Below are 20,969 nucleotides of genomic sequence, written 5' to 3' on the forward strand. Positions count from 1 at the left end.
CGCGTGAAGAAGATCGTCCTCGTCCTCGCCGGCACCGTCTCCGTGGTGGTGCTGCTCTTCGGCTACGACACCTCGACGTCCGGACCGCTCTCCACCGGATCGCAGACCTCGGTGGTGAGCGGCAGCGGTGCGACCGGCAGTGGCGCGAGCGGCAGCGGTACGACCGCCGCACCGGCCGCGGGCACCACCGTCACCGGTGACACCGCCCAGACCCAGTGGGGACCGGTGCAGGTCGAGCTGACCCTGGACGGCAGCACGATCACCGACGTCTCGGTCGTGCAGTACCCGAACGGCAACGGCCGCGACCAGGAGATCAACTCCTACGCGCTGCCGATCCTGGTCCAGGAGACGATCGACGCCCAGAGCGCCGACATCGACATGGTCAGCGGGGCGACCGTCACGAGCACCGGCTACGTCCAGTCCCTGCAGAGCGCGATCGACCAGGTGTCCGCGTGACCGACCCGGTCTGGCGCGCGGTCGAGCAGGTCATGGGCCTGCCGATCAGCGTCGCGCTCCGCGGGCGGCACGCCGGCTCGCCTGCCGGCGCGGCGACCTGGGCGGCGGTCGTCGACGACCTGCGGGCCGTGGACGCGGCGTACAGCTCCTACCTGCCGGACTCCTGGGTCTCGCGGCGCCGCCGCGGCGAGGACGCGCCGGCGCCGGAGGGGCTCGGTGAGGTGCTGGACCTCGCCGAGCAGGCGCGGCGCCAGTCCGGTGGCGCCTTCGACGTACGCCGAGGCGACGTGCTCGACCTCGACGGCGTCGTGAAGGGCTGGGCCGTGGCGCGAGCGGCGCAGCGGTTCCGCGCGCTCGACGAGACCGACTCGTGCCTGTCCGGGGGAGGGGACATGGCCTGCTGGACCGCCGACCCGGACGGCCGGCCGTGGGAGATCGGCATCGAGCACCCGCTGGACCCCGGACGACTGGTGGCCCGGGTGCCGGTCGCCCGCGGCGCGGTCGCGACGTCCGGCACCGCTCACCGGGGTGCGCACATCGTCGACGCGCGCACCGGCCTGGCGCCGGCCGGCCTCGCGTCGGTGACCGTCATCGGCGCGGACCTGACCTGGGTCGACATCGAGGCGACGGCCGCCTTCGCGCTCGGCGTCGACGGGATCGACTGGCTGCGCGCGCGGCCGGGCCGCAGCGGGCTCGTGGTCCACACGGACGGCACGGTCGAGGCGTGGTCCTCGGCTGACGCCTACCGGAGCTGACGGGTCACGAACGTCATCGGCGGCTCGGCGATCTCGTCCTGGGCCGCGACCAGCTGGATCTCACGGGTGCCGGCGGCGATGGTCCGCTCGAGGATCGCGAAGACCGAGGACGTCGTGCGCGCGAGCGCCTCGGCGGCGGAGCCGGTGGTGCGCAGGTGGGCCAGGTAGAGGGCGGCGGTGACGTCGCCGCAGCCGTTGGGGGTGATCGGCAGCAGGGGAGTCTCGACCGCCCAGGCGCCCTGGTCGGAGACGGCGATGACGTCGAGCTTGCCCTCGGGCACGTCGCCGTGCAGCACGCTGGTGACCAGCACGTCGCGGGGGCCGCGGTCGCGCACGTCGTCGACGGCGTCGAGGATCTCCGTCAGGGTCGAGGTCGTGCGCCCCGCGAGGAAGTCGAGCTCGAAGTGGTTGGGCGTGAGGATGTCGGCCGCGGGCACGACCGTGTCGCGCATGAACTCCGGGATCCCCGGCCGCACGAACATCCCGCGACCCACGTCGCCCATCACCGGGTCGCAGCAGTAGACCGCGTCCGGGTTGAGCTCCTTCACCCGCGCGACCGCGTCGAGGATGATGCCGCCGACCGCCGGGTCGCCCTGGTAGCCGGACAGCACCGCGTCGACCTCGCCGAGCACGCCCCGGTCGTCGATGCCGGCGATCACCTCGCGGACGTCCTCGGGTGGCAGGAGCGGTCCGCGCCACGCGCCGTACCCGGTGTGGTTGGAGAAGTGCACGGTGAGGACCGGCCAGATCTCGTGGCCCAGGCGCTGCAGCGGGAAGACGGCGGCGGAGTTGCCGACGTGTCCGTAGGCGACCGAGGACTGGATGGAGAGGATCTGCACCGGTCGATCTTCTCGCGGCGCGCCGTTGGCTCGCGAACTAGAACAAGTTACAGTTGGCCCGGTTCACATTCCGTCGGTATGTCATGGGGTCCTGGTGGCGAAGAAGCAGTACACGAACGAAGCCGACTACGTCGTCGTGGGCTCCGGCAGCTCGGGCGCCACGATCGCCGGTCGGCTCGCACAGTCGGGTGCGAGCGTGATCGTGCTGGAGGCGGGCAAGAGCGACGAGCAGTACCTCGTCAAGAAGCCCGGGATGATCGGCCCGATGCACGCCGAGCCGAAGCTCAAGCGGCGCGTCGACTGGGGCCTCTACTCCACCCCGCAGAAGCACCTGCTCGACCGCACCATGCCGGTGCCGCGCGGCAAGGTCCTCGGCGGATCCAGCTCGATCAACGGCATGGTCTACGTGCGCGGCAACCGCGCCAACTACGACTCCTGGGCCGCCGAGGGGTGCGCCGGCTGGGACGCCGACACCGTCAACCGGGCCTACCGCCGGATGGAGGACTTCGAGGACGGCGCCGACGACTACCGCGGGGCCGGCGGCCCGATCCGGGTCACCCGCAACGCCGCCCCGCAGGAGGGGTCGCTGCAGTTCCTGCAGGCGACCGCCGACGCACTCGGCGTGAAGGTGCTCGACGACTACAACGCCGCGTCCCAGGAGGGCGTCAGCCGGATGCAGCAGAACGCCGCCGGCGGCCTGCGCTACTCCGCGTCCCGGGGCTACCTCCACCACCTCGCGCCGCCGACGGTGGAGATCCAGACCGAGGTCCTCGCCCGCCGCGTGGTGATCGAGAACGGCCGCGCCACCGGGGTCGAGGTCACCGACAAGGACGGCGTACGACGGACGGTGCGGGCGGCCAAGGAGGTCATCCTCTCCGCCGGCTTCGTGGGCTCGGCCCAGCTGCTGATGCTCTCCGGCATCGGCCACGCCCAGCACCTGCGCGACCACGGCATCGAGGTCGTCGCCGACCTGCCGGTGGGCGACAACCTCCAGGACCACCTCTTCCACGCGCTGACCTTCCGGGCCACGTCGTCGCGGATGCGCGGCACCCCGGCGTTCTTCGCCAAGGGGGTGCTGCAGGAGGCGCTGCGGCCCGGGAAGACGTTCCTGGCCAACTCGGTCTTCGAGTCGGTCGCCTTCGTGCGTACCTCGCTCGCGACGGACGCGCCCGACCTCCAGCTGCACCTGCTGCCGTGGGCCTACCCGGCCGGCAACCAGGACGAGCCGATCCGGCACGAGGTCGACACCAAGCCGGCGATCACGATCCTCAGCACGCTGATCTACCCGCGCAGCCGGGGCACGCTGCGGCTCGCGTCGGCCGACCCGACGGTCTCGCCGGCGATCGACTTCGGCTACCTCTCCGACGACGCCGACCTCGACGTCCTCGCCGAAGGCTCGGAGATGGTCCGCGAGATCATGGGAAGCGCGGCGTTCGGCGGCTCGATCCCGGGCGAGCTGCACCCCGGCGCCGGCGTACGCGGAGACGAGCTGCGGCAGACGATCCGGCGGCGCGCGACGTCGGTCTACCACGGCGTCGGCACCTGCCGGATGGGCGTCGACGAGCTCGCCGTCGTCACGCCGGACCTCAAGGTCAAGGGCGTCGAAGGCCTGCGGGTCTGCGACGCCTCCGTGATGCCGTCGATCACCGGCGGCAACACCAACGCACCGGCCATCATGATCGGAGAGCGCGGGGCCGACCTCGTGCTCGGTCGTTAGAAAGGCTCAGCCATGGCACTCCAGCGTCCGGCCTCGCTCACCGACGACTTCCTCCAGGGCCTCGTCGCCCGGGTGCCGTCGACCAGCGGCGGCTCGTGGAAGCTCACCGAGGTCTACACCGGCGACCTCCTCGTCGAGCTCCCCCAGTCGACGCCCGCCGACATCGAGCGGGCGTACGCCGAGGCGCGGGCGGCGCAGCGGGAGTGGGCGGCCTGGCCGCTCAAGGAGCGGCTGGCGGTCTTCAAGCGGGCGCACGCGCTCTTCATCGAGAACGCCCAGACCACCACCGACCTGATCCAGGCCGAGAGCGGCAAGAACCGCCGGATGGCGATCGAGGAGACCTGCGACCCGGTGATGGTGATGAGCCACTACCTCAAGCGGGCGCCGCACCTGCTCAAGCCGGTCAAGCGCGGCGGGCCGATCCCGATGCTGTCGACCTCGACCGAGATCCGGCAGCCCAAGGGCGTGGTCGCGATCATCGCGCCCTGGAACTTCCCCTTCGCCACCGGTATCTCCGACTCCATCTCGGCGCTGATGGCCGGCAACGCGATCGTGCTCAAGCCGGACAACAAGACCGCGCTCTCGCCGCTCTACGGCATCTCGATGCTCGAGCAGGCCGGGCTGCCGAAGGGTCTCTTCCAGGTCGTGTGCGGTGAGGGCCCGGACGTCGGCCCGACGCTGATCGACCACGCCAACTACGTGATGTTCACCGGCTCCACCTCGACCGGGCGGGTGATCGGCGAGCGCGCCGGCCGCAACCTGATCGGCTGCTGCCTCGAGCTCGGCGGCAAGAACCCGATGATCGTCCTCGAGGACGCCGACCTCGACGAGGTCGTCCAGGGCGCGATCTTCGGCGCCTTCGGCAACACCGGCCAGATCTGCATGCACATCGAGCGGATGTACCTCCCCGAGTCGCGGTACGACGAGTTCCGCGACCGTTTCGTCGCGGCGACCGAGGCGCTGACCATCGGAGCGGCGTACGACTTCGGTCCCGACATGGGCTCGCTGGTCTCGCCCGACCACATGGAGCGGGTGCGCGCGCACGTCGACGACGCGGTCGCGAAGGGCGCGACCGTGCTCACCGGTGGGAAGGCGCGGCCCGACCTCGGGCCGGCGTTCTTCGAGCCGACGATCCTCGAGGGCGTCACCAAGGACATGCTCGCCGGCGTGACCGAGACCTTCGGGCCGGTCGTCGCGCTGCACCGCTACCGCACCGTCGACGAGGCGGTCGCGCTGGCCAACGACACCGACTACGGCCTCAACGCCTCGGTGTGGGGCGGCGACGTCGCGACCGCCTGCCAGGTGGGCATGCGGATCGAGTCCGGCAACGTCAACATCAACGACATCCTGGCCACGGCGTTCGCGTCCAAGGGCACGCCGTCCGGCGGCGTGAAGCAGTCCGGCGTCGGCGCCCGGCACGGCGACCAGGGCATGCTCAAGTACACCGACGTCCAGAACCTCGCCGTCCTCAAGAAGCAGGTCATGGGTGCCAAGCCCGGCCAGGACTACGACACGTACGTCGCCGGGATGCTCGGCGGTCTGAAGATGATGCGGAAGACCCGCATCCGTTGACCCGATCTGAAGGGGCCGAGCGCGTCGCAATCGGGCTCCGCCCGATGCGGCTCCGCCGCGGCGCCACGCTGCCGGCCGCTGACCTGACCGGGCGCGTCGTACTGTCGCTCCCGTGAGCGAGATGACCTACCGCCCCCTGGGTGACTCGGGCCTGATGGTGAGCGCGGTCGGGATCGGCTGCAACGCGTTCAGCCGGCGGGTGGACCTCGACGGGGTGCGCGGCATCCTGGCCGCGGCCCGGGACACCGGTGTGACGCTGCTCGACACGGCCGACATCTACGGCGCGCCGCCGGGTGCTTCGGAGGAGCTGCTGGGAGAGGCGCTCGCCGGACAGCGCGACGAGTTCGTGCTGGCCACGAAGTTCGGCATGGACATGCAGGGCGCCAACGGCAACGACTTCGGCGCGCGCGCCTCGCGCCGCTACGTGCGCCGCGCGGTCGAGGCGTCGCTGCGGCGGCTCGGGACCGACCACATCGACCTCTACCAGCTGCACACCCCCGACGGTGTGACGCCGATCGAGGAGACGCTCTCGGCGCTGACCGACCTGGTCCGCGAGGGCAAGGTCCGCTACCTCGGCTGCTCCAACTTCGACGGCTGGCAGGTCGCCGACGCCGCGTGGACCGCGCGTACGGCGGGCCTCGAGGGCTTCGTGTCGGTGCAGAACCGCTACTCGCTGCTCGACCGCACCGTCGAGGACGAGGTGGTCCCCGCGTGCGAGGAGTACGGCCTCGGCGTCCTGCCGTTCTTCCCGCTGGAGTACGGCCTGCTGACCGGCAAGTACCGCCGGGGAGAGGCCGCGCCCGCCGGCTCCCGCGCCGACCTCGACCCGAGCCGATCGTCCTGGCTGGCCACCGCGGACTGGGACCGCATCGAGGCCTTCGAGGCGTACGCCGCCGCCCGCGACCTCAGCCCGCTCGACGTCGCCATCGCCGGGCTCGCCGCCCAGCCCGCCGTCGCCTCGGTCATCTCGGGCGCGACCTCCGGCGACCAGGTGCGCGCCAACGCCGCGGCGCTGCGCTGGGAGCCGTCCGAGGAGGACCTGGTCGAGCTGGACGCAGTCACGACCGGTTGAGTCCGGACTCGACCTCAGGCGACTTGCAGCGACCGCTTCGAGAGGCCCATCCAGAAGCCGTCGATGACCTGGAGGCCGGGGGCCTCGGGGTCGGTGGCGGCGCCGAGCGTGACGAAGAGCGGCGTGTAGTGCTCGACGGTCGGGTGGGCGTAGGGGAGTCCGGGGGCTTGGTGGCGGTAGTCGGCGAGGGCGTCGACGTCGCCGCGGGCGAGCGCCTCGCCGGCCCAGGTGTCGAAGTCGGCCGACCAGCCGGGGACGGCCGCGTCGATGCGCCACTCGGTGAGGAACGGCAGGCCGTGGGTGAGGAAGCCGGAGCCGATGATGAGCACACCCTCGTCGCGCAGCGGGCGCAGCCGGGCGCCGAGCTCCATCAGCTTCACCGGGTCGTCGGTCGGCAGCGACATCTGGAGGACCGGGATGTCCGCGTCGGGGTACATGATCCGCAGCGGCACCCACGCCCCGTGGTCGAGCCCGCGCGAGGTGTGCTGGTGCACCGGCTCGGTCGCCGGCATCATCGCGGCGATCCGGGTCGCGAGCGCGGTGGCGTCGGGGGTCTCGTAGGTCATCCGGTAGTACTTCGGGTCGAAGCCGCCGAAGTCGTAGACCAGCGGCGCCCGGCTCGCGGACAGCATCACCGGCGCGGACTCCCAGTGGGCGCTGACGATCAGGATCGCCTTCGGGCGCGGCAGGTCCTGTGCCCAGGCGGCGAGCTGTCCCGACCAGGTGGGGTCGTCGAGGAGCGGCGGCGCGCCGTGGCCGATGTAGAGAGCGGGCATCCGGGTCATGATCACTCCAATGGTTGAGACTTCAACCTTATTCCGACGCGTCCCCCGGCGGAAGGGACCAGTCGACCGGAGATCCGCCCTGCTGCTCCAGCAGCGTGTTGGCGGCACTGAAGGGTCGCGACCCGAAGAAGCCCCGGTACGCCGAGAGTGGCGACGGGTGCGCCGACTCCACGGACGGGATCGGATCGAGGAGTGGCTTGAGCTTCCGGGCGTCGGAGCCCCAGAGGATCGCCGTACAGGGGCCGCCGCGGGCGGCCAGCGCCGCGATCGCCCGCTCGGTGATCGGCTCCCAGCCGCGACCGCGGTGGCTGTTCGACGCGCCCGGTTGGACGGTGAGGCTCCGGTTGAGCAGCATCACGCCCTGGTCGGCCCAGGCGGTCAGGTCGCCGTGCCGCGGCGGCATGATGTCGAGGTCGGAGCGGAGCTCGGTGTAGATGTTGACCAGGCTCGGCGGGAGCGGCCACACGTCGCGACGGACGGCGAAGCTCAGCCCGATCGGGTGCTGCGGGTTCGGGTAGGGGTCCTGGCCCACGATCAGCACCCGCACGTCGGCGAGTGGCCGCTCGAAGGCCCGGAAGACCCGGTCGCCGCTCGGCTGGTAGCCGCGGCCGGCCGCGAGCTCCTCGCGCAGGAAGCGGCCCATCCCCGCGATCTGCTCGTCGACCGGCGCCAGTGCCTCGGCCCAGTCCGCGGCCATCAGGCCCTGGTCGACGAGTCCCGCGAGCGCGCTCACGCCCCGCAGCCTAGAAGAGGGTCAGGCGAAGATCATGCAGCTCGAGGTCGCGTGCGCGACCAGCTTGCCCCGGGCGTCGACGAGCTGCGCCTCCGCGAGCGCCGTACGACGCCCGCGCTGGAGCACCTTGCCGACGGCCGTCAGGCGGCCCGAGTCGACGGTGGCGGGCCGCAGGAACTTCACCGACAGGTCGAGGGAGGTGTAGCCCTCGCCGGGCGCCAGGGTCGAGTGCACGGAGCAGCCCGCCGCGGTGTCGAGCAGCGTGGAGATGACGCCGCCGTGGACCGTGCCGAGCGGGTTGTAGTGACGGTGCTCGGGGTCGAGCGACACCGACATGGAGCCGTGCTCGCCGTCGAAGTCGACCATGCCGAGGGTCTCGGCGATCGGCGCCGGGGGGAGCAGGCCGTCGCGGATGGCCATGAGCTGGTCGAGGCCGCTCATCGCGGCCAGGTCGAGCGGCTGGGTCTGCGTCATGGACCCAGCGTGTCCCCGCTTGCTGGGTCTGTCAACAAGACTCAGGTGAACTAGCATGTGACCATGCCCACCGAGCCCGAGGTCCTGGAGATCCCCGCGCTGGCCTGGTCGACCGCCAACTGCACGGTCGGCCGGGCGATGGGCGTGCTCGGCGAGCGCTGGACCTTCGTCGTGCTGCGCGAGGTCTTCAACGGCGTACGGCGCTTCGACGACATCCAGCGGCACAGCGGCATCCCGCGCCAGGTGCTCAGCGACCGGCTCGCCACGCTGGTCGGGGAGGGCGTCCTCGACCGCCGGCCCTACCGCCCGCCGGGCGGGCGCGAGCGGCACGAGTACCGCCTCACTCCCAAGGGCTTCGACCTCTACCCGGTCCTGGTCGCCATCGCCGACTGGGGCGCGCGCTACCTCGCCGACCCCGCCGGCCCGCCCGTCGAGGTCGAGCACCGCGGCTGCGGCGAGCTCGTCCACGCCGAGCTCGTCTGCGAGGCCGGCCACCGGCTCGCCGACCGCCGCGAGGCCGCGCCGCGACCCGGTCCGGGAGCCGTCCCCGCTCAGAAGTGAGCTGACTTCGGCAGGTACGGCGCGCGCCCGCGCTCGCCCACGTCGACCGCCAGGATCGCCTGGTGTGAGGCGTCGCCGGCGATCGCGGACTGGTTGGCGACCAGCACCTCGGTGCCGAGGAAGGTCGCGCTGCACGGGGTGTCGAAGGGGATGTCCGAGCCGTTGTCGCCGGTGAGGGCGGTGCCGATCCGCTGGACCTCCTCGCCCGTGCCGGTCAGCTCGACGAGCTGGTTGGCGAGGCCGGCGAGCGCGACGTAGAGGTGCCCGGACCGGCCGAGGCCGAAGCCGTCCGGGAGGTCGCCCGGCTGCGAGGTCCACAGCGTCGCGAGCTCGCCGGGCTTGCCGTTGGCCTTGACCGGCAGGGAGTAGAGGTGCCCGTTGGTCGGCAGGGTGCTGCCGTCCGAGGCGTTCTGCTGGGCGATCACCAGGTCGCCGCGGCCGGGCCGGTAGCGGATGCCGGTGGTGCCGAACTCGATCGCGCCCTCCAGGGCGGGCGACTCGAACCACCGCTCGGGCTTGCGTGAGCCGGCGGGCAGCCGCCAGACGACACCGTCGCCGTAGTCGGTGACGTAGAGATCACCGTGCGGGCCCCACGTGGCGTAGTTGGGGATCGCGCCGTCGGGGAAGCGGGCGACCGTGCGGAAGCGGCCGGTGCGCACGTCGAGGGTGCGGACCGACGCCGTCGAGGTCTCGAGCAGCACCAGACGTCCCGAGCGCGTCTGGTTGGCGACCTGGACGCCGTGGTCCGCATCCAGCCGCTGCGCTGGCAGCGTCCACGACCGCAGCAGCGTCCCGTCGCTGCTCCACTCGAAGACCTTCGACGGCGCCGAGCTCCCGGAGTCGGTGTACGTGCCGGCGTAGACGCGGCCGTTGGTGTGCACGTGCACGTACGCCGGGAAGCCGGGTGCGGGCACCAGGGAGAAGACCGTGGTGGTGGGAGTGGCCGGCTCCGCGGGGGCCGCGGCGGCGGGGCCGCCCGCCGCCAGCAGGAGCGCGACGGCGGCGACCAGGAGGCTCCGCACCCGGGTCGTCATCGCAGCTGCTCCGCCACCTCGATCGCGGCCCGCTCGCCGGCGCGGACCGCGCCGTCCATGTAGCCGGTCCAGTACGTCGAGGTCTCGGTGCCGGCCCAGTGCACCCTGCCGAACGGCTTCCGGATCGACGGCCCGAACTGCACCATCGTGCCCGGCGCGTAGTTGGCCACCGGCGCGCCCGTCGTCCAGCGCTCCTTGGTCCAGTCGTGCTCGACGTAGTCGATCGGGTGCAGGGCCTCCTCGCCGAAGAGGGCGGCGAAGCCCTCGAGGATCGCCTGCCTGCGCTGGTCCTTCGGCAGGACGCCGTACTCGCGCCAGGTCGCGCCGCCGACGAAGGCGAGCAGCACGCCGGGCTCGCCGGTCTTGGGCGAGTTGTCGAAGACCGCCCGGGCCGCGCCGGAGTCGTTGAGGCCGAAGCCGTTGAGGCCGGCGTCGCGCCAGAAGGGCTTCTTGTAGACCGCGTCGCACTTCATCAGCTGGCCCATGTCGAGGTGGCGCAGCAGCTGGAGCCGCTTGGTCGGGAGGTGGGGGAACCAGTCGATGTCGAGCACGAGCGGCGGCGGCGCGGCGACGATCACCCGCTTGGCGCGGACGGTGCCGCGGTCGCTGTGGACCTCGACCCGGCCGTGCTGCTGGACGATCCGGCGGACGGGCGCGTGCAGGGTGACGATGTCGCCGAGCTTCTTGGCCAGGCCGAGCGGGATGAGCTGGGAGCCACCCACGATCCGGCTCTCCTGGGCGCCGTCCGCGGTGTCGGAGTTGCGCGAGAAGGTGCCGACGTTGGTCTCGTTGCCCGAGCAGGCGACGTACCAGAGCACGTAGAGGAGTGAGAGCTCGTCGGGGTCGGCGCCGAAGCCCGGCTGGGTCCAGCTCTTGATGAGGTTCTCGATGCCGTCGGCGTTGATCGCGTTGGCACGGATCCACTCGCCGAGCGTCTGCTGGTCCCAATCGGCGGCGCTCTCGTGGGTCCACGGCGCGTCGACCGGGATCTCGGCGGCCATCGAGTCGATCCGGCTCAGCAGCACGGCCGCGTCGGGCAGGATCGTGGGGTCCGGAGGCACGGTGCCGGAGTACTCCTGGCGACCGGTCAGCGACGAGACGTAGACGCTGTTGCCCTCGTTGTACTCCTGGAAGGTCCTGACCCCGAGCTCCTTCGCGAGCTTCAGGACGTGGTCCTGGGTCGGCCCGACGAAGGCGCCGCCGGACTCGATCGTGGCGCCGCGGGTGCCCGGGCCGGACAGGTGGTGGTTGAGCACCCGGCCGCCGACCCGTCCGCGTGCCTCGAGCAGCACGACGTCGAGCCCCTTCGCGGCCAGCTTGCGCGCGGCCACGAGGCCGGAGATGCCGCCACCGACCACGACCGCGTCGGCGGTCGCGGGCAGCCGGCCCTGCCGGGAGCTCGCGGCGACGGCCTCGTGCAGGGCGCCGGTGCCGACGGCGAGGCCGACGGCGGACGCGCCGCCCAGCAGCGCGCGGCGGCCCAGGGAGCGGGGAGTCGTGGGAGCCGACATGTGCACCTCCGTTAAACCTGAATATGTGTCAGATTCTTGTTTTGACCCTACAGTGGGGTCATGTCGTCCGTGAAGCCGTCTGCGACGGGCATCACTCGCCGGGTGCCGCGCCAGGAGCGCAGTCGCCGCCGGGTCGAGGACCTCCTCGACGCGGCGGCCCGGCTGGTGGTCGAGCACGGGGTCGAGGCCCTGACCACCCGTGACATCGCCACGGCCGCCGGGGCTCCGGTCGCCTCGCTCTACCAGTACTTCGCCGACAAGGAGGACGTCCTCCTCGCGCTGGCACAACGAGACATGGCCGAGATGGACACGCAGGTAGCGGCCGACCTCGCGGAGGTCGAGGTGCTCTCGGTGCGCAGCCTGGTGCGGACCACGATGCTCGCCTTCGTGCAGGTCTACCGCCGCCGCCCCGCCTTCGTGGAGATCTACCTGCGCGGCCGCACCAACCCCGCGCTGCACCGCTTCGGCCGCGACCACAACCGCCAGATCGCCGAGGGTCTGCGTGCCTACGCACTCGAGTCCGAGATCGCCCACGACGAGCTCACGGTCCAGGCCGCGGAGCTCGCGGTTGAGGTCGGGGACCGGATCTTCCAGCTCGCCTACGAGGACGACATCGAGGGCGACGACGCCCTCATCGAGGAGGGCATCGCGATGGTCACCGCCTACCTGCAGCGCTTCGAGGCGACCCGTGCGTGACGACGTGGCCGTGGCCGCCCGCCGGCTCGCGGACGAGGGCCTGCTCGTCGGGACGGCGGGCAACGTGTCGGTCCGGGACGGCGACCGCGTCGCGGTCACCGGCACCGGAGTCGTCCTCGGCCGGTGCACGCCCGACGACGTGACGATCGTGTCGACGAGCGGCGAGGTCCTCGAGGGTGCGCTGGTCCCGACGTCCGAGCTCGACCTCCACCTCGGGGTGTACGCCGCCACCGGCACCGGGGCGGTCGTGCACACCCACGCGCCCTACTCCACCGCCGTGGCCTGCGTCCTCGCCGAGCTGCCGGTGCTGCACTACCAGCAGCTCACCCTCGGCGGAGCGGTGCGCGTCGCGCCGTACGCCACCTTCGGCACCCCCGAGCTCGCCCGCCACGTGGTCGCCGCGCTCGACGGGCGCCAGGCGGCGCTGATGTCCAACCACGGCTCCGTCGCGCTCGGCGACACCCTCGACCGTGCGGTCGAGCACGCGCTGCTGCTCGAGTGGCTCGCCCGCCTGCACGTGCACGCGTCCACGCTCGGCACCCCGCGCGTGCTCACCGACGAGCAACAGGCCGACGTCATCACCCAGGCCCTCGCCCGCAACTACGGCACCCCCCAGGAGAACCCGTGACTGACATGAAGATCGCGACCGTCGGCGTCCACGTCCTCGACACCCACGTCATCGGCATCGAGTCGATTCCCGCGAGCTCGGACGGCCAGCTCGTCGAGACGATCCGCTGGTCGCCCGCGGGCACGGCCGGAGGTACGGCGGTGGTGCTCGCCCGCCTGGGCGCCGAGGTGCGGAGCCACGGCGCGGTCGGTGACGACCCGATCGCCGACGCCCTGCTGGCGCTGCTCGCGAAGGAGGGCGTCGACGTCGCCGGGCTGGTCCGCAAGCCCGCGCACCAGACCTCGTCGTCCGTGCTCCCGGTGCGCCCCAACGGCGACCGCCCGGCGTGGCACTGCATCGGCGCCAACGGCGCCTTCACCCTCGACGACCTCGACCTCGCAAGCCTCGACGACCGCACCCACGTGCACCTGGGTGGGCCGGAGTTCCTCGGTGGCGAGGCGGCCGGGCAGCTGCTCGCCCACGCGCGCGCTGCGGGCGCGACCACCTCGCTCGACATCCTCGCGCCGGGCGATCCGGACATGCTCGCCTGGATCGCGGACGCCCTGCCGCACACCGACTTCCTGCTCCCCAACGACGAGCAGGTGCTCGGCTTCACCGGCGCCGCGTCGCTCGTCGACGGCGCGAAGGCCCTCGTCGCCGGGGGCGCGGGTTGCGTCGCGGTGACCCAGGGCGCCCGGGGTGCGCTGGTGGTCACCGCCGACGAGGTGGTCGAGGTGCCGGCGTACGCCGTCGACGTCGTCGACACCACCGGCTGCGGCGACGCGTTCTCGGCCGGCTTCCTGCGCGGGCTCTCGCTCGGGCGGGACCTGCGCGGCGCGGCGGAGCTCGGCTGCGCCACCGCGGCGCAGGTCGCCGGCGGCCTCGGCACCGACGCCGGGAGCTACGACCTCGCCGCGGTCGAGGCGTTCGCCGCCTCCGCGGCGACGAAGGGCTGACCGGCGACGAAGAACGCGTTCTACAGTGACCGCGTGAGGGCCCTTCCGCTGCTGCTCGTGATCGCGCTGGGGCCGCTGGCCGTGGCCGCTCCGACGCAGGCCGGCCGGCCCGACCCGGTCGCCGCGCAGCCGCCGTACGTGCGGACGGTCCTGACCGCCGAAGGGTCCCACTACCGCTACCGGCCGACCGACGCCGGCATCCGGGTGGCGGCGGGCCGGCTGCGCGGCGCCGACGAGAACCGGCGCGAGGTCTTCCACCAGCGCGGCGCCGAGGTCACCCGCGACCAGGGGAGCTGCGCCACCTGGCACGGCGCGACGAGCCCGATGGCCCAGGAGGGCCTGGCTGTCCGGATCCGCGAGGACGGTCACCGGCGCCGGGCCGTGACGCTGACGAAGAACACGATCTTCAACGTCCACTACATCTTCAACATCCTGACGTGGGACACCGCCCGTCGTGGCGACCCGTGGCGCAAGGTCGGACAGTTCGACATGTCGGGCGCCGTGGGCGCCTCGCCCACGCGGCTCTACACGCTGCCGTGGCGGGTCTGCCTCCGGGTGGTCGACCTCCGGGTGTCCTTCCTGGTCTGGCCGCTCGGGCGGGTCGCGCGGCCGCGCTGGGGTAACCCGACGTACTCACGGCACGCGCGGCTGCCGCGCACCTTCGACGTGCGCGGCCGGCCCGGCTGGTACGTCGGGCACATCCCGGCGCGCGGCCGGATCGTCTACCGCAACCTCACGACCTGGTAGCCCGCACCGGCCGGGCGAGCCGGTCGAGGAAGGCCACCAGCAGCGCCTCGCGCATCGCGGGTGTGGCCAGGTCGAGCATCGCGTTGACGTCGGCCATCCGGTCGGGGAGCGACAGGTCGTCCCCGCCGGTGAGGCCGGCCGCGAGCAGCAGCCCGTCGAAGTCGTCGTCGGTGAGCGCGGCGGGATCGAGGGCGGCGATGAACGCGGCCACCTCCGGGTCGACGGCGGTCGGGCCGGCGGCGACCGCGGCCGCCACCGACTCCCGCAGGGCGGCGAGGAAGTCGTCGGCGTGGGGGAGGGTGCCGGCACTGACCGAGAGGTGGATGGTGGCCGGCTGGCCGGCGTAGGCCATCTGTGGCTGGACGTACCAGTCGCGCAGCGCCATCTCGTCGCAGACCGTGAAGGCGTCGCACGTGGCGTCGGTGACCAGCGCGACGAGCGTGGAGTCGGGCGTGGCCACCAGGCTCAGCTCGGGGATCTCGGCGACGCCGGCGACGATCCGGTCGACGGCCTCGAAGACGTCACGGGTGAGCCGCTCGTAGCCGGCGTGCCCCAGCGTGGTCGTCACCGCCCAGGCGCCGGCGAGCGGGCCGCCGGACTTGGTGGACTGGATGGTCGAGTTGAGCATCGTGTAGCCGGGCCAGTCGGCGTGCGCGAAGTACTGCGGGCGTCGGTGGGCCGACGAGCGGTGCAGCAGGACCGAGGTGCCCTTGGGGGCGTAGGCGTACTTGTGCGTGTCGACCGAGATCGAGGTGACGCCGTCGACCGCGAAGGTCCACGGCGGCACGTCGCGGCCGATCCGTGCGGCGTAGGGCAGCACCCAGCCGCCGATGCAGGCGTCGACGTGGCAGCGGATCCCGCGCTCGGCGGCGTGCGCCGCGACCGCCGGCACGGGGTCGACGACGCCGTGTGCGTACGACGGCGCGGACACGACGACCAGGACCGTGCGGCCGGGGTCCGCGTCGATCGCCGCGACCATCGCGGCGGCGTCGGCGCGGAAGTCGGGGCCGACCGGGACGACCACGGCCTCGACGCCGAAGTAGTGCGCGGCCTTGAGGAACGCCGCGTGCACGGTCGACGGCACGACCATCCGCGGCCGGGTCACGTCCGGCCGGCTGTCGCGCGCGCCCTGGACGGCCAGCAGGCAGGACTCGGTGCCGCCGGAGGTGACGGTGCCGACCGCGCCGTCCGGGGCGTCGAGCAGGTCGGCGGTGAAGCCGACCAGCTCGTTCTCCATCTGCAGCAGGCTCGGGAAGGCCGTGGGGTCCAGGCCGTTTGAGCCGGCGTACGCCGCCACCGCCTCGCGGCCGATCCGGTCGACGTCGGGCAGCCCGGAGTCGTAGACGTAGGCGAGGGTGCGGCCGCCGTGGACGGGCAGGTCGGCCGCCTGCATCTCACGGAGCCGGGCGAGGACGTCGGTCATGCGGTGACCCTCTCATCGACCTGCGCGGAGTCGAGCGAGTACCTCCGCAGCCACCACAGGCTCAGCACCATCAGCACGGCCGGGAGCACCGAGAAGCCGAGCGTGATCGCGGTGAGCGCCGAGTCCGGCTGGAGGACGTGCACGTCGTCGGTCGACGACCGGTAGCCGCCGATCGCGAGCACGAGGGCGTAGACGCCGGGGCCGAGGGCGAGCCCGAGGGTCTCGCCGGCGGTCCAGACGCCGGTGTAGACGCCGACCCGGTTGCTACCGGTGCGGCGCGCGTCGACGGCGGCCGCGTCCGGGAGCATCGCCATCGGGAAGACCTGGCAGCCGGCGTACCCGACCCCGACCAGGCCGACGGCCAGGAAGACGACGGCGGCCGGCGCGCTCTGGGCGGTGGCGGCGAGCAGGGCGCCGGCGGTGAGGACGACCGAGGAGATGAGGTAGCCGCGCTTCTTGCCGATCCGGGTGCCGACCGCCGACCACGCGGGGGTCAGCACCAGGGCCGGGCCGACGAAGCAGACGAAGAGGATCGTCGAGGCGCCGTCCTTGCCGAGCACGTCCTTGGCCAGGTAGTCGACGCCCGCCAGCATCGAGCCGGTCGCGAGCGCCTGGATGACGAACGTCGTCAGCAGCCAGCGGAAGTCGCGTGCCTCGGCGACCACCCGCAGCTGGTCGCGCAGGCCGCCCGCTCCCGGCTGGGCCGCGGTGACCGGCGCGCGGCGGGTGCCGACGTACGCGCCGACGGTGCCGACCAGGATGATCACGGCCATCGCCAGACCCATGACCCGGTAGCCGTCACGCCCGCCGACCGCGTCGCGGATCGCGGGCGCGCTGGCGCCGGCGAGCATGATCGTGAAGGCGAGGATCGCGACCCGCCACGTCATCAGGCGGGTGCGCTCGTCGTACGACGACGTCATCTCGGCGGGCATCGCGACGTACGGCACCTGGAAGAAGGCGTACGCCGTCGCGCACCCCAGGAACAGCACCAGCACCCACGCCGCCTCGAGCCACGTCGCCATGCCGGGTGCCGCGAAGAGCAGCGCGAACGCCACGCTCAGCGCGATGCCGGCCCGCAGCAGCCACGGCCGCCGCGGCCCGCGCGGGTCGGTGGTGCGGTCGCTGATCCGCCCCGCGATGGGATTGAGGATGACGTCCCACGCCTTCGGCACGAAGACGATGAAGCCCGCCAGGACCGCGGCGATGCCGAGGCTGTCGGTCAGGTACGGCAGGAGCATCAGGCCGGGGACCGTGCCGAACGCACCGGTCGCCACCGATCCCGAGCCGTAGCCGATCCGCACACCTCGGGGCAGCTGGCGCGGCAGCTCGTGCGGCTGGGCGTCGGTCGCAGACATGGGCGGAGGCTAGCGCGTGGGGGCGACTGCCAGGCACCCTCGGAGGCGTGGGCTCACCCGACGTGCGCCTCGACATCCAGGGGCTCCGCTGCGTCGCCGTCGGCGCGGTCGTGGCCGATCACGCCGGTGTCCGGCACCTCGCGGGCGGGTACGTCGGCGTCGACGTCTTCCTCGTCGTCTCGGGCTTCCTCATCACGAGCCTCCTGCTCCGAGAGGCGGATCGCGACGGGCGGATCTCCCTGCGTGGCTTCTACGCCCGCCGGGCCCGTCGGATCCTGCCCGCGGCGACCGTCGTCCTGGTCGCGGTCGCGATCTACTCGGCGAGCGAGCTCTCCTACGTGCGGACGGTCCGGGTCCTCGACGACGTCCGGTGGGCCGCCGCGTTCCTGGCGAACGTCCACTTCGCCCGGTCCGGCACCGACTACTTCTCCGCCGGCCTGCCGCCCTCGCCGGTGCAGCACTACTGGTCGCTCGCGGTCGAGGAGCAGTTCTACCTGGTGTGGCCGGCCCTGATCGCAGCGCTCCTCCTCGTCGCTCGTCGGCGCCGGATCGCGTCCCCCCGACGACTGGTCGCGGCCGTGCTGGCCGGGTGCTGCGCGGCGTCGCTGACGTGGTCGGTCGTGCACACCGCCTCGGCGCCGACCGCGGCCTTCTTCTCCTCCCTCGCGCGGGCGTGGGAGCTCGGTGCCGGAGCCCTGCTCGCCCTCGCCGCGACGCGCCTGCTCCTCCTCCCTCGCCTCGCCCGTCACTGCCTCGCACTGGCCGGCCTGGTGGCGATCGGGCTGGCGATGACGACCTACGACGCGACCACGGCACTTCCCGGCTACCACGCCCTGGTGCCCGTGCTGGGGACGGTCGCGGTCCTGGCCGCCGGCGTCGGCTCCGAGCCCGTCGGTGTCGCCCGGGTGCTGAGCGTGCGGCCGATGACGTGGATCGGAGACCTGTCGTACTCGCTCTACCTGTGGCACTGGCCGGTCCTCGTGCTCGCCGGCGCGCGGCTCGGGCACCGGCGTACCGGCGTCGAGACCGCCGTCCTCCTGCTGGCCGTCCTGGCGCTGGCCGCCGCGAGCTACTACCTCGTCGAGAACCCCGTCCGCAGGAGTCCTCGGCTCCGGCCGTCCCTCCGCAGCCTCGCCCTGTGGCCGGGGACCCTGGCGCTCGTCGGCTGCAGCGTCCTCGCCGCCGACCGGATCGCGTCCGACCAGCTCGCCGACCGGGTCGCCGCTTCGCAGAAGTGGGCCGCGCTCCGCGACCAGGCGCCGACGGTCGGGGCGGAGCTGACCTACTCGCTGCAGCTCGCCGACGACGGCGCGCCGATCGCCTTCCCGCTCGTGAGCGCCGACCAGATCGAGAGGTTGCAGGACGACCGGTGGCACCGGCGGTACACCTGCAACGCGTACCACGACCGGACCAGCACGCGCCTGCGTCCGGTCGGCGACATCGACGCGGACCGGACGATGGTCGTGCTGGGGGACTCGCACGCCGGCCAGTGGCTGCCCGCCCTGGACCTGATGGCGCAGCGCGACGGCTACCGACTCGTCCCGGTGATCAAGTACGGCTGCGTGCCCTACCCCGTCGCCCTGCTCACCGAGAACAGGAGCCGTAACTACACCGAGTGCGCCGACTTCCGGCGCTGGGCGTTCGACCAGATCGCCGAGCTCCAGCCCGACCTCGTGTACGTCGGCTCGCGGGCGATGCCGCCCAACATGACGGTCCGGGGGAGCGATGCCGACGCGGCCTGGTACGACGGCGTCGCCTCCGCCCTGGCCGATCTCACCGAGCTCGCCCCCGACGTCCGGATGATCGGCGACGTCAGCATGATCGGCCTCGAGCCGGCCGACTGCCTCACCGACCGGCACGCCACGATGGCCTCCTGCACCGCCACCGAGAAGAAGCGGACCGTGGTGGCCAACCGGCTCGGCCGTCGTGCTGCAAACGCCGCCGGCGTGCCGTTCGTGCCGGTCGCGCAGCTGGCCTGCCAGGACGGACGCTGCCCCGCCTTCGCGGGCGCCAGGATGGTGTACGCCGACCACAGCCACCTCAGCATCGACTGGGTCGAGCACGTCTGGCACGAGTTCGACCGTCTGGTCGCCGAGACCGCCGGTGCTGGCGGACGGTGACCGCGAACGCCGTCCTCATGTGCTCGGGGTTGCCCATGTTTCCCGCTGGTTGAGGTGCGAGGAGCGTCAGCGACGAGCCTCGACGCCCGGAAACCCAACCGCCGCCTGGTGTCCTGGGATCGGACTGTCCCACCGGCTCCGAACGGGTTGGCGCCTGTCGGGAGGACGCCGTCCTGTGGTCGGGGCGCGCGGGCTTCCCGCTGGTTGAGGTGCGAGGAGCGTCAGCGACGAGCCTCGAAACCCGGTGGGCCGGGAGTCGGCGTCCGGGGGAAGGTGTGAGCGTGTGCCGGGTCGGCCTATTCGCGCCGGTGGAAGGTGACCGAGCCTGTCGGGCCGCGGCTCATGCCGTACGCGTTGTCGTGGGCCTTCATGTGGTGCCAGTGGCAGAGCCCGATGGCGTTGGCCAGGTCGGTCGGTCCGCCCTTCGACCACTCCACGACGTGGTGGGCATGCAGGCCGGTCGTGCGGTCGCAACCGTCGGTGGCGCACTGTCCGTGCTGGCGGAGGGTGATGGCGATGCGTTGGGCCTGGGAGTGGAGCCGCTGCTCGCGGCCCAGGTCCAACACTTCGGACTTGCCGTTCATGACGACCGGGAGGATCCCGGCCTCGCAGGCCAGCTTCCGGGCGAGCGCGGGGGAGATGCGGTCGCCGGTGTCCAGGATGGTCCCGGCCTGCTCGAGCCGCCCCAGCAGCGACTCCTCGGAGATCGTCACGAGCAGGGTGGCGTTGAGGCCGCCGATCTTGGGGAGCTTGCTCGCCGGGTAGCGCATCAGCAGCTCGTAGAACGCCTGCCCCTGAGCCTCGGGCCCGGTCCGGACAGCGGCGAGGTGGCCGGTGCCGGCGCCCTTGGTGGCGTTCTGGTGCTTGGCAGCCATCACCGCGGCCAGGATCTTCCGCAACGCCGCGCCGCCGAGGTGCGGCATCTTGAACGACCCACAGGTCGACCCTTCGCCGTCGTCCCAGACCTTCAGGTACATCGATCGCAGCGCTTTGGCTTCTTGGCGTTCGAGGATCCCGGCCTCACGGGCGTCGGCGCCATCGGGGTCGATGACCTCCCACAGCCGCCGGCCGAGCCGGTTGAGGCCCTTGGCGTCGTGGAGCTTGGCCAGCTCGAGGAGGTGCCGTTCGGCGTTGTCGCGTAGCTGCTGGTCGATCTCCTCGGGGAGGGTGTCGACCCACCGGAGGATCACCGCCGCCTGCTCCGGGCAGATCACGGCGGCCGCGAGTGCCTCACGGGTGATGGGGTGACGCTGCAGGTCCTGGCCAAGCCTCACCATCCGGTGCGTCGCCGGACGGGTCTGCTTCGTCTCGTAGGCGAGCCATGCGGCGGTCGACGACGCGCCGCGGTCCTGGCCGACCTGCTGCTCGTCGGCGTGCGCGGCGACCCGGCCTTTGAGCTCGGTGACCTGGGCCTCGAGGCGGGTGAGCTCGACGAGGGCGTCGGCTACTTCGGTGTCAGTCATCGACCATGCCGGAGTGTCCGCGATCGAGGTCAGATCATGGCGGGCGTGCGCGACCGCCACCGACACTCGGTGGGTGGGAGTCGCGGTCGTTGC

20 protein-coding genes are annotated in these 20,969 nt (G+C 72.6%); 11 read left to right on the forward strand and 9 right to left on the reverse strand.

Going from position 1 to position 20,969, the window contains the following annotated elements; genetic code table 11:
* The first annotated feature begins 3 nt into the window (after window positions 1-3).
* Window positions 4-456, forward strand: a complete 453-nt coding sequence (locus K8U61_RS10480) for an FMN-binding protein (RefSeq protein ID WP_224122957.1) — start codon at window positions 4-6, stop codon at window positions 454-456.
* On the forward strand, window positions 453-1,211 hold the full coding sequence (locus K8U61_RS10485; RefSeq protein WP_224122958.1) for an FAD:protein FMN transferase: 759 nt from the start codon (window positions 453-455) through the stop codon (window positions 1,209-1,211). The genes K8U61_RS10480 and K8U61_RS10485 overlap by 4 nt, the downstream gene beginning before the upstream one ends.
* Here the strand turns inward: K8U61_RS10485 and pdxY are convergent.
* Window positions 1,199-2,050, reverse strand: coding sequence for a pyridoxal kinase PdxY (gene pdxY / locus K8U61_RS10490; protein WP_224122959.1), 852 nt, complete (start codon window positions 2,048-2,050; stop codon window positions 1,199-1,201). The genes K8U61_RS10485 and pdxY overlap by 13 nt on opposite strands.
* A 94-nt stretch (window positions 2,051-2,144) precedes the next feature.
* Between pdxY and K8U61_RS10495 the strand changes: the two genes are divergently transcribed.
* The 3 genes from K8U61_RS10495 (at window position 2,145) to K8U61_RS10505 (ending at window position 6,411) form a co-directional block, all read left to right on the forward strand.
* On the forward strand, window positions 2,145-3,767 hold the full coding sequence (locus K8U61_RS10495; RefSeq protein ID WP_224122960.1) for a GMC family oxidoreductase: 1,623 nt from the start codon (window positions 2,145-2,147) through the stop codon (window positions 3,765-3,767).
* Window positions 3,768-3,779: 12 nt separating this feature from the next.
* Window positions 3,780-5,339: a succinic semialdehyde dehydrogenase gene (locus K8U61_RS10500; RefSeq protein ID WP_224122961.1), complete on the forward strand. Its 1,560-nt coding sequence runs from the start codon at window positions 3,780-3,782 to the stop codon at window positions 5,337-5,339.
* A gap of 121 nt (window positions 5,340-5,460) precedes the next feature.
* Window positions 5,461-6,411, forward strand: a complete 951-nt coding sequence (locus tag K8U61_RS10505; RefSeq protein ID WP_224123035.1) for an aldo/keto reductase — start codon at window positions 5,461-5,463, stop codon at window positions 6,409-6,411.
* 14 nt (window positions 6,412-6,425) lie between these two features.
* Here K8U61_RS10505 and K8U61_RS10510 read toward each other — a convergent pair whose 3' ends face one another.
* Genes K8U61_RS10510 through K8U61_RS10520 form a run of 3 tightly spaced genes read right to left on the reverse strand, consistent with a single transcriptional unit; the run spans window position 6,426 to window position 8,403 of the window.
* Window positions 6,426-7,187 (reverse strand): dioxygenase family protein, encoded by a 762-nt coding sequence (locus K8U61_RS10510; protein ID WP_224122962.1) that lies wholly within the window; start codon window positions 7,185-7,187, stop codon window positions 6,426-6,428.
* Between the two features lie 37 nt (window positions 7,188-7,224).
* Window positions 7,225-7,893, reverse strand: coding sequence for a uracil-DNA glycosylase (locus K8U61_RS10515; RefSeq protein WP_224123036.1), 669 nt, complete (start codon window positions 7,891-7,893; stop codon window positions 7,225-7,227).
* Window positions 7,894-7,950: 57 nt separating this feature from the next.
* The gene (locus tag K8U61_RS10520; RefSeq protein WP_224122963.1) at window positions 7,951-8,403 is read right to left on the reverse strand and encodes a PaaI family thioesterase; all 453 of its coding nucleotides are present in this window, start codon (window positions 8,401-8,403) and stop codon (window positions 7,951-7,953) included.
* 63 nt (window positions 8,404-8,466) lie between these two features.
* On the opposite strand from K8U61_RS10520, the gene K8U61_RS10525 reads away from it, so the two are divergent.
* Window positions 8,467-8,964: a winged helix-turn-helix transcriptional regulator gene (locus K8U61_RS10525; RefSeq protein ID WP_224122964.1), complete on the forward strand. Its 498-nt coding sequence runs from the start codon at window positions 8,467-8,469 to the stop codon at window positions 8,962-8,964.
* On the opposite strand, the gene K8U61_RS10530 is transcribed toward K8U61_RS10525, so the two are convergent.
* Window positions 8,955-9,998 (reverse strand): SMP-30/gluconolactonase/LRE family protein, encoded by a 1,044-nt coding sequence (locus tag K8U61_RS10530; RefSeq protein WP_224122965.1) that lies wholly within the window; start codon window positions 9,996-9,998, stop codon window positions 8,955-8,957. The two genes, K8U61_RS10525 and K8U61_RS10530, sit on opposite strands and share 10 nt — an antisense overlap.
* Entirely contained in the window at window positions 9,995-11,509 is a 1,515-nt protein-coding gene (locus K8U61_RS10535) for a flavin monoamine oxidase family protein (RefSeq protein ID WP_224122966.1), read from the reverse strand. Before K8U61_RS10535 ends, K8U61_RS10530 begins: the two co-directional genes overlap by 4 nt.
* A 60-nt stretch (window positions 11,510-11,569) precedes the next feature.
* Here K8U61_RS10535 and K8U61_RS10540 point away from each other — a divergent pair, with 60 nt between their 5' ends.
* Genes K8U61_RS10540 through K8U61_RS10555 form a run of 4 tightly spaced genes read left to right on the forward strand, consistent with a single transcriptional unit; the run spans window position 11,570 to window position 14,515 of the window.
* Entirely contained in the window at window positions 11,570-12,205 is a 636-nt protein-coding gene (locus K8U61_RS10540; protein WP_224122967.1) for a TetR/AcrR family transcriptional regulator, read from the forward strand.
* Window positions 12,198-12,833, forward strand: a complete 636-nt coding sequence (locus tag K8U61_RS10545; protein ID WP_224122968.1) for a class II aldolase/adducin family protein — start codon at window positions 12,198-12,200, stop codon at window positions 12,831-12,833. The genes K8U61_RS10540 and K8U61_RS10545 overlap by 8 nt, the downstream gene beginning before the upstream one ends.
* 5 nt (window positions 12,834-12,838) lie before the next feature.
* The gene (locus tag K8U61_RS10550) at window positions 12,839-13,768 is read left to right on the forward strand and encodes a carbohydrate kinase family protein (protein ID WP_224123037.1); all 930 of its coding nucleotides are present in this window, start codon (window positions 12,839-12,841) and stop codon (window positions 13,766-13,768) included.
* Window positions 13,769-13,801: 33 nt separating this feature from the next.
* Window positions 13,802-14,515 (forward strand): hypothetical protein, encoded by a 714-nt coding sequence (locus K8U61_RS10555; protein ID WP_224122969.1) that lies wholly within the window; start codon window positions 13,802-13,804, stop codon window positions 14,513-14,515.
* Here K8U61_RS10555 and K8U61_RS10560 read toward each other — a convergent pair.
* Window positions 14,502-15,938, reverse strand: a complete 1,437-nt coding sequence (locus tag K8U61_RS10560) for a pyridoxal phosphate-dependent decarboxylase family protein (protein WP_224122970.1) — start codon at window positions 15,936-15,938, stop codon at window positions 14,502-14,504. The genes K8U61_RS10555 and K8U61_RS10560 overlap by 14 nt on opposite strands.
* The gene (locus K8U61_RS10565; protein ID WP_224122971.1) at window positions 15,935-17,293 is read right to left on the reverse strand and encodes an MFS transporter; all 1,359 of its coding nucleotides are present in this window, start codon (window positions 17,291-17,293) and stop codon (window positions 15,935-15,937) included. Before K8U61_RS10565 ends, K8U61_RS10560 begins: the two co-directional genes overlap by 4 nt.
* A gap of 47 nt (window positions 17,294-17,340) precedes the next feature.
* Here K8U61_RS10565 and K8U61_RS10570 point away from each other — a divergent pair, with 47 nt between their 5' ends.
* A complete protein-coding gene (locus K8U61_RS10570; RefSeq protein ID WP_224122972.1) occupies window positions 17,341-19,413 on the forward strand; it encodes an acyltransferase family protein in 2,073 nt (690 codons plus the stop codon).
* Window positions 19,414-19,709: 296 nt separating this feature from the next.
* Here the strand turns inward: K8U61_RS10570 and K8U61_RS10575 are convergent, their stop codons facing one another.
* Window positions 19,710-20,876 (reverse strand): HNH endonuclease, encoded by a 1,167-nt coding sequence (locus tag K8U61_RS10575; RefSeq protein WP_224122973.1) that lies wholly within the window; start codon window positions 20,874-20,876, stop codon window positions 19,710-19,712.
* Window positions 20,877-20,969 lie beyond the last annotated feature (93 nt).

This window comes from Nocardioides mangrovi, from assembly GCF_020073815.1.
Classification (GTDB): Bacteria; Actinomycetota; Actinomycetes; order Propionibacteriales; family Nocardioidaceae; genus Nocardioides; species Nocardioides mangrovi.

Excerpts from the sequence above, each read along its gene's own strand:
- K8U61_RS10510 (WP_224122962.1), bottom strand. The coding sequence starts at position 7,187 with ATGCCCGCTCTCTACATCGGCCACGGCGCGCCGCCGCTCCTCGACGAC.
- K8U61_RS10515 (WP_224123036.1), bottom strand. The coding sequence starts at position 7,893 with ATGGCCGCGGACTGGGCCGAGGCACTGGCGCCGGTCGACGAGCAGATC.
- K8U61_RS10575 (WP_224122973.1), bottom strand. The coding sequence starts at position 20,876 with ATGACTGACACCGAAGTAGCCGACGCCCTCGTCGAGCTCACCCGCCTC.
- K8U61_RS10540 (WP_224122967.1), top strand. The coding sequence starts at position 11,570 with ATGTCGTCCGTGAAGCCGTCTGCGACGGGCATCACTCGCCGGGTGCCG.
- K8U61_RS10560 (WP_224122970.1), bottom strand. The coding sequence starts at position 15,938 with ATGACCGACGTCCTCGCCCGGCTCCGTGAGATGCAGGCGGCCGACCTG.
- K8U61_RS10520 (WP_224122963.1), bottom strand. The coding sequence starts at position 8,403 with ATGACGCAGACCCAGCCGCTCGACCTGGCCGCGATGAGCGGCCTCGAC.
- K8U61_RS10525 (WP_224122964.1), top strand. The coding sequence starts at position 8,467 with ATGCCCACCGAGCCCGAGGTCCTGGAGATCCCCGCGCTGGCCTGGTCG.
- K8U61_RS10535 (WP_224122966.1), bottom strand. The coding sequence starts at position 11,509 with ATGTCGGCTCCCACGACTCCCCGCTCCCTGGGCCGCCGCGCGCTGCTG.
- K8U61_RS10505 (WP_224123035.1), top strand. The coding sequence starts at position 5,461 with ATGACCTACCGCCCCCTGGGTGACTCGGGCCTGATGGTGAGCGCGGTC.
- K8U61_RS10550 (WP_224123037.1), top strand. The coding sequence starts at position 12,839 with ATGAAGATCGCGACCGTCGGCGTCCACGTCCTCGACACCCACGTCATC.
- K8U61_RS10565 (WP_224122971.1), bottom strand. The coding sequence starts at position 17,293 with ATGTCTGCGACCGACGCCCAGCCGCACGAGCTGCCGCGCCAGCTGCCC.
- K8U61_RS10530 (WP_224122965.1), bottom strand. The coding sequence starts at position 9,998 with ATGACGACCCGGGTGCGGAGCCTCCTGGTCGCCGCCGTCGCGCTCCTG.
- K8U61_RS10500 (WP_224122961.1), top strand. The coding sequence starts at position 3,780 with ATGGCACTCCAGCGTCCGGCCTCGCTCACCGACGACTTCCTCCAGGGC.